The sequence below is a fragment of the Streptomyces prasinopilosus genome (assembly GCF_001419695.1).
Classification (GTDB): Bacteria; Actinomycetota; Actinomycetes; order Streptomycetales; family Streptomycetaceae; genus Streptomyces; species Streptomyces prasinopilosus.
Window position 1 is genome coordinate 1 of record NZ_LIRG01000237.1, and the last position, 5,386, is coordinate 5,386.

3 protein-coding genes and 2 pseudogenes are annotated in these 5,386 nt (G+C 70.4%); all 5 read left to right on the forward strand.

Features of this window, described 5'->3' with window-relative positions:
* Nucleotides 1-347 precede the first annotated feature (347 nt).
* Nucleotides 348-633 (forward strand): annotated as a pseudogene (locus AOK18_RS34165) (pyridoxal-dependent decarboxylase); the annotation flags it as partial.
* A 2-nt stretch (nt 634-635) separates the two neighbouring features.
* Nucleotides 636-1,683 (forward strand): annotated as a pseudogene (locus AOK18_RS11355) (pyridoxal phosphate-dependent decarboxylase family protein); the annotation flags it as partial.
* Nucleotides 1,664-2,959: a lysine N(6)-hydroxylase/L-ornithine N(5)-oxygenase family protein gene (locus tag AOK18_RS11360; protein WP_055574544.1), complete on the forward strand. Its 1,296-nt coding sequence runs from the start codon at nt 1,664-1,666 to the stop codon at nt 2,957-2,959. The pseudogene AOK18_RS11355 and the gene AOK18_RS11360, both read left to right, overlap by 20 nt.
* A complete protein-coding gene (locus AOK18_RS11365; RefSeq protein ID WP_055694251.1) occupies nt 2,956-3,540 on the forward strand; it encodes a GNAT family N-acetyltransferase in 585 nt (194 codons plus the stop codon). The genes AOK18_RS11360 and AOK18_RS11365 overlap by 4 nt, the downstream gene beginning before the upstream one ends.
* Entirely contained in the window at nt 3,537-5,345 is a 1,809-nt protein-coding gene (locus tag AOK18_RS11370; protein ID WP_055694252.1) for an IucA/IucC family protein, read from the forward strand. The genes AOK18_RS11365 and AOK18_RS11370 overlap by 4 nt, the downstream gene beginning before the upstream one ends.
* Nucleotides 5,346-5,386 lie beyond the last annotated feature (41 nt).

The window sequence follows — 5,386 nt, forward strand, 5'->3', positions numbered from 1 at the left end:
CACCCAGGCAGCGCGAGCCGGCCGGGCCTGCCGGGCCCTCCCGCCCTCCGCCCGCCGCGGCATCGTCTCCGCGGGGCACCGGCGCCGCTTCCCGACGGAGCGTCAGCAGCGCCAACAGCCTTGGCCGTGACTCCACTTGACCCCGTTTCACACCTCGTGACGGAGTGAGGACGGTCACGGCGACAGCGGGAATGAAACACTGTTGATTAGGTTAGGCTCACCTAAGTCACAATGGGCCGCACCGCGGCGCGCCCGTTCCCTCCCCGCACCGGACCGTCCCCACCGGAGGCCCCCACATGCGCTCGCACCTGCTCAACGACACCACCGCGGAGCAATACCGCCGCTCCGTGACCGAAGGAGTCGAGCGGGTGGCAGCCAAACTCGCCACCACACAGCGGCCGTTCACCGGCGTCACGGTCGACGCCCTCGCCCCCGTCATCGAGCGGATCGACCTCGACCGGCCGCTGCACGACACCACCGCGGCGCTGGACGAACTGGAGGACGTCTACCTCCGGGACGCGGTCTACTTCCACCACCCGCGCTACCTCGCCCACCTCAACTGCCCGGTCGTCATCCCGGCCGTGCTCGGCGAGGCCGTCCTCTCCGCCGTCAACTCCTCCCTGGACACCTGGGNNCGGCCTGGGCGCCGCCGCCGACGGGGTGTTCACCTCCGGCGGCACCCAGTCCAACCTCCAGGCGCTGCTGCTGGCCCGCGAGGAGGCGAAGACCCGGGACCTCGCGAAACTGTGCGTCCTCACCTCCGAGGTCAGCCACTTCAGCGTACAGAAGTCCGCGAAACTGCTCGGCCTCGGACCGGACGCCGTGGTGTCGGTCCCCGTCGACCACGACCAGCGGATGCAGACCGTGGCCCTCGCCCGCGAACTGGCGCGCTGCGCCGAGGACGGCCGGGTCCCCATGGCCGTCGTCGCCACCGCCGGCAGCACCGACTTCGGCTCCATCGACCCGCTGCCCGAGATCGCCGAACTGTGCGCGCAGTACGGCGTGTGGATGCACGTGGACGCCGCCTACGGCTGCGGACTGCTCGCCTCGCTGAAGCACCGGGACCGCATCAACGGCATCGAGCACGCGGACTCGGTCACCGTCGACTACCACAAGTCCTTCTTCCAGCCGGTGAGTTCGTCCGCCGTCCTGGTCCGGGACGCGGTCACCCTGCGGCACGCCACCTACCACGCGGAGTACCTCAACCCGCGCCGCATGGTGACCGAGCGCATCCCCAACCAGGTGGACAAGTCCCTGCAGACCACCCGACGTTTCGACGCGCTGAAGCTGTGGATGACGCTGCGCGTGATGGGCGCCGACGGCATCGGCCGGCTCTTCGACGAGGTCTGCGACCTGGCCCGGGACGGCTGGCGGCTGCTGGACGCCGACCCGCGCTTCGACGTGGTCGTCGAGCCGTCGCTGTCCACGCTCGTCTTCCGGTACGTGCCGGCCGCGGTCACCGACCCCGCGCACGTCGACCGCGCCAACCTCTACGCCCGCAAGGCCCTGTTCGCCTCCGGTGACGCGGTCGTCGCGGGCACCAAGGTCGCGGGGCGCCACTACCTGAAGTTCACCCTGCTGAACCCCGAGACCACGACGGCCGACATCACCGCCGTCCTCGACCTGATCGCCGGCCACGCCGAGCAGTACCTGGGAGAGTCCCTTGACCGCGTCGCATCCTGAAGCCCCGGACACCGCCTACGACTTCGTCGGCATCGGGCTGGGCCCCTTCAACCTCGGCCTCGCCTGCCTCACCGAGCCCATCGGGGAACTCGACGGCGTCTTCCTGGAGTCCAAGCCGGACTTCGAGTGGCACGCCGGGATGTTCCTCGACGGCGCCCACCTGCAGACGCCGTTCATGTCGGACCTGGTCACCCTCGCCGACCCGACGTCCCCGTACTCCTTCCTCAACTACCTGAAGGAGAAGGGCCGGCTGTACCCGTTCTACATCCGCGAGAACTTCTACCCGCTGCGCGTCGAGTACGACGACTACTGCCGCTGGGCCGCCGCGCGGCTGAGCAGCATCCGCTTCTCCACCACCGTCACCGAGGTGACGTACGACGAGGCGGCGGAACTGTACGCCGTGCGGACGCGGGAGGGCGACACCTACCGCGCCCGGCGGCTGGTGCTCGGCACCGGGACCGTGCCGTTCGTGCCCGAGGTGTGCCGGGGCCTGGACGGCGGCCTGTTCCACACCTCGCAGTACATGCACCGCAAGGCGGAGCTGCGGGAGATGGAGTCGGTCACGATCGTCGGCAGCGGGCAGAGCGCCGCCGAGATCTACCACGAGCTGCTCTCCGAGATCGACGTCCACGGCTACCAGCTCAACTGGGTCACGCGCTCCCCGCGGTTCTTCCCGCTGGAGTACACCAAGCTGACCCTGGAGATGACCTCCCCGGACTACATCGACTACTTCCGGGCGCTGCCCGAGGAGACCCGCTACCGGCTGGAGAAGGAGCAGAAGGGCCTGTACAAGGGCATCAACTCGGAGCTGATCGACGCGATCTTCGACCTGCTGTACCAGAAGAACGTCAGCGGCGGCGGCCGCCCCGTCCCCACCCGGCTGATCAGCAACTCCACGCTGACCGGGGCGCGCCACGAGGACGGCGCGTACACGCTCGGCTTCCACCAGGACGAGCAGGACAAGGACTACGAGATCCGCACCGAGGGCCTGGTGCTGGCCACCGGCTACCACTACGAGCGGCCGGCCTTCCTCGACCCGATCCAGGACCGCCTGCGCCTCGACGGCCACGGCCGGTTCGACGTGGCCCGCAACTACTCCGTCGACGTGACCGGCCGGGGCGTGTTCCTGCAGAACGCGGGCGTCCACACGCACAGCGTCACCAGCCCCGACCTCGGCATGGGCCCGTACCGCAACAGCTGCATCATCCGCGAGCTGCTCGGCACCGAGTACTACCCCGTCGAGAAGTCCATCGCCTTCCAGGAGTTCACCGTATGAGCACCACCGGCACAGGCGCCGGCACCGGCACCGTCCTGCGGACCGCGCTGGGCGCCTTCGGGGTCCGCCCGCTCGACCCGCTGAAGGACTCCGGGCTGCTGCACTCCTGGGTCACCCACCCCAAGGCGGCCTTCTGGATGATGCAGGACGCCCGGCCGGAGGACGTCGAGCGCGAGTACCTGCGGATCGCGGCCGACGAGCACCACCACGCCCTGCTGGGCCTGCACGACGGCGTCCCCGCCTTCCTGATGGAGACGTACGACCCCGCCCACCGCGAGCTGGCCGGGCTGTACGAGCCGGAGCCCGGCGACGTCGGCATGCACTTCCTGGTCGCGCCGGCCGGCACCCCGCTGCACGGCTTCACCCGGGCCGTGATCACCGCCGTCCTCGCCCACATCTTCGCCGACCCGGCCGCCCGGCGGGTCGTCGTCGAACCGGACGTGTCCAACACGGCGGTCCAGGCCCTGAACGAGGCCGTGGGCTTCGTCCCCGTACGCGAGATCGACAAACCGGAGAAGAAGGCGTTGCTGAGCTTCTGCACCCGCGAACGGTTCGCGGTGGCCACGGGGGTGGACGTATGAGCCCCGCCGGCACGGGCCCCGCCGGCGCGCACCCCGCCGGCGCCGTGGACCACCTGACCCCCGAGCACTGGGAGACGGCCAACCGCCTGCTGATCCGCAAGGCGCTCGCCGAGTTCGCCCACGAGCGGCTGATCACCCCGGTGCCCGACCCCCGGCGGGCGGACGGGTACGTCGTGCGCAGCGACGACGCCCTGACCGAGTACCGCTTCACCGCCGTGCGCCGCGCCCTGGACCACTGGCAGGTCGCCGCCGCCTCCCTCACCCGGCACCGCGACGGAACCGAACTCCCCCTCGCCGCACTGGACTTCTTCGTCGAACTGCAGAAGTCGCTGGGGCTGAGCGACGAGGTCCTGCCGGTGTACCTGGAGGAGATCTCCTCCACCCTCTCCGGCACCTGCTACAAGCTGGCCAAGCCCGCCGTCACCTCGGCCGAGCTGGTGGACGCCGGTTTCCAGGCGATCGAGACCGGCATGACCGAGGGCCACCCCTGCTTCGTCGCCAACAACGGGCGCCTCGGCTTCGGCGTCCACGAGTACCTGGCGTACGCGCCGGAGACGGCGAACCCGGTGCGGCTGGTGTGGCTGGCCGCGCACCGCTCCCGGGCGGCGTTCACCGCCGGCGCCGGCGTCGAGTACGAGTCGTTCCTGCGCCAGGAGCTGGGCGGGGACACCGTCGAGCGCTTCCACCGGGTGCTCACGGACCAGGGGCTCGACCCGGCCGACTACCTGTTCGTCCCCGTCCACCCCTGGCAGTGGTGGAACAAGCTGGCCGTCACCTTCGCCGCCGAGGTCGCCCGCCGCCACCTGGTGTGCCTGGGCGAGGGCGACGACGAGTACCTGGCCCAGCAGTCCATCCGCACCTTCTTCAACCGGTCGAACCCGCACCGGCACTATGTGAAGACGGCCCTGTCCGTCCTCAACATGGGCTTCATGCGCGGGCTCTCGGCCGCGTACATGGAGGCCACCCCGGCGATCAACGACTGGCTGGCCCGGCTGATCGAGAACGACCCGGTGCTGCGCTCCACCGGACTGACGATCATCCGGGAGCGGGCCGCGGTCGGCTACCGGCACCTGGAGTACGAGAAGGCCACCGACCGCTCCTCGCCGTATCGCAAGATGCTGGCCGCGCTGTGGCGGGAGAGCCCGGTGGCGTCGCTGCGGGAGGGCGAGTCCCTCGCCACGATGGCCTCGCTGCTCCACGTGGACCACGAGGGGAGGTCCTTCGCGGGCGCCCTGATCGAGCGGTCCGGCCTGCCGCCGGTCCAGTGGCTGCGGCACTACCTGCGCGCCTACTACACCCCGCTGCTGCACAGCTTCTACGCCTACGACCTGGTGTACATGCCGCACGGCGAGAACGTGATCCTCGTCCTGGAGGACGGGGTGGTGCGCCGCGCGGTCTACAAGGACATCGCCGAGGAGATCGCGGTGATGGACCCGGACGCGGTGCTGCCGCCGGAGGTCTCCCGGGTCCGCGTGGAGGTGCCGGAGGACCAGAAGCTGCTGTCGATCCTCACGGACGTCTTCGACTGCTTCTTCCGCTTCCTGGCCGCCGACCTCGCCGCCGAGGGGGTCCTCACCGAGGACGACTTCTGGCGGACGGTCGCGGAGGTCACCCGCGAGTACCAGGCGTCGGTGCCCGAACTCGGCGACAAGTTCGCCCGGTACGACCTGTTCGCGCCCGAGTTCGCGCTGTCCTGCCTCAACCGGCTCCAGCTGCGCGACAACCGGCAGATGGTCGACCTCACCGACCCGTCCGCCGCGCTCCAGCTGGTCGGCACCCTGAAGAATCCCCTCGCCGGGTTCTGACCCCCTGACGGACGGGCTCCCCGCGGTACGGTCCCGCGGGG

Excerpts from the sequence above, each read along its gene's own strand:
- AOK18_RS11365 (WP_055694251.1), top strand. The coding sequence starts at position 2,956 with ATGAGCACCACCGGCACAGGCGCCGGCACCGGCACCGTCCTGCGGACC.
- AOK18_RS11370 (WP_055694252.1), top strand. The coding sequence starts at position 3,537 with ATGAGCCCCGCCGGCACGGGCCCCGCCGGCGCGCACCCCGCCGGCGCC.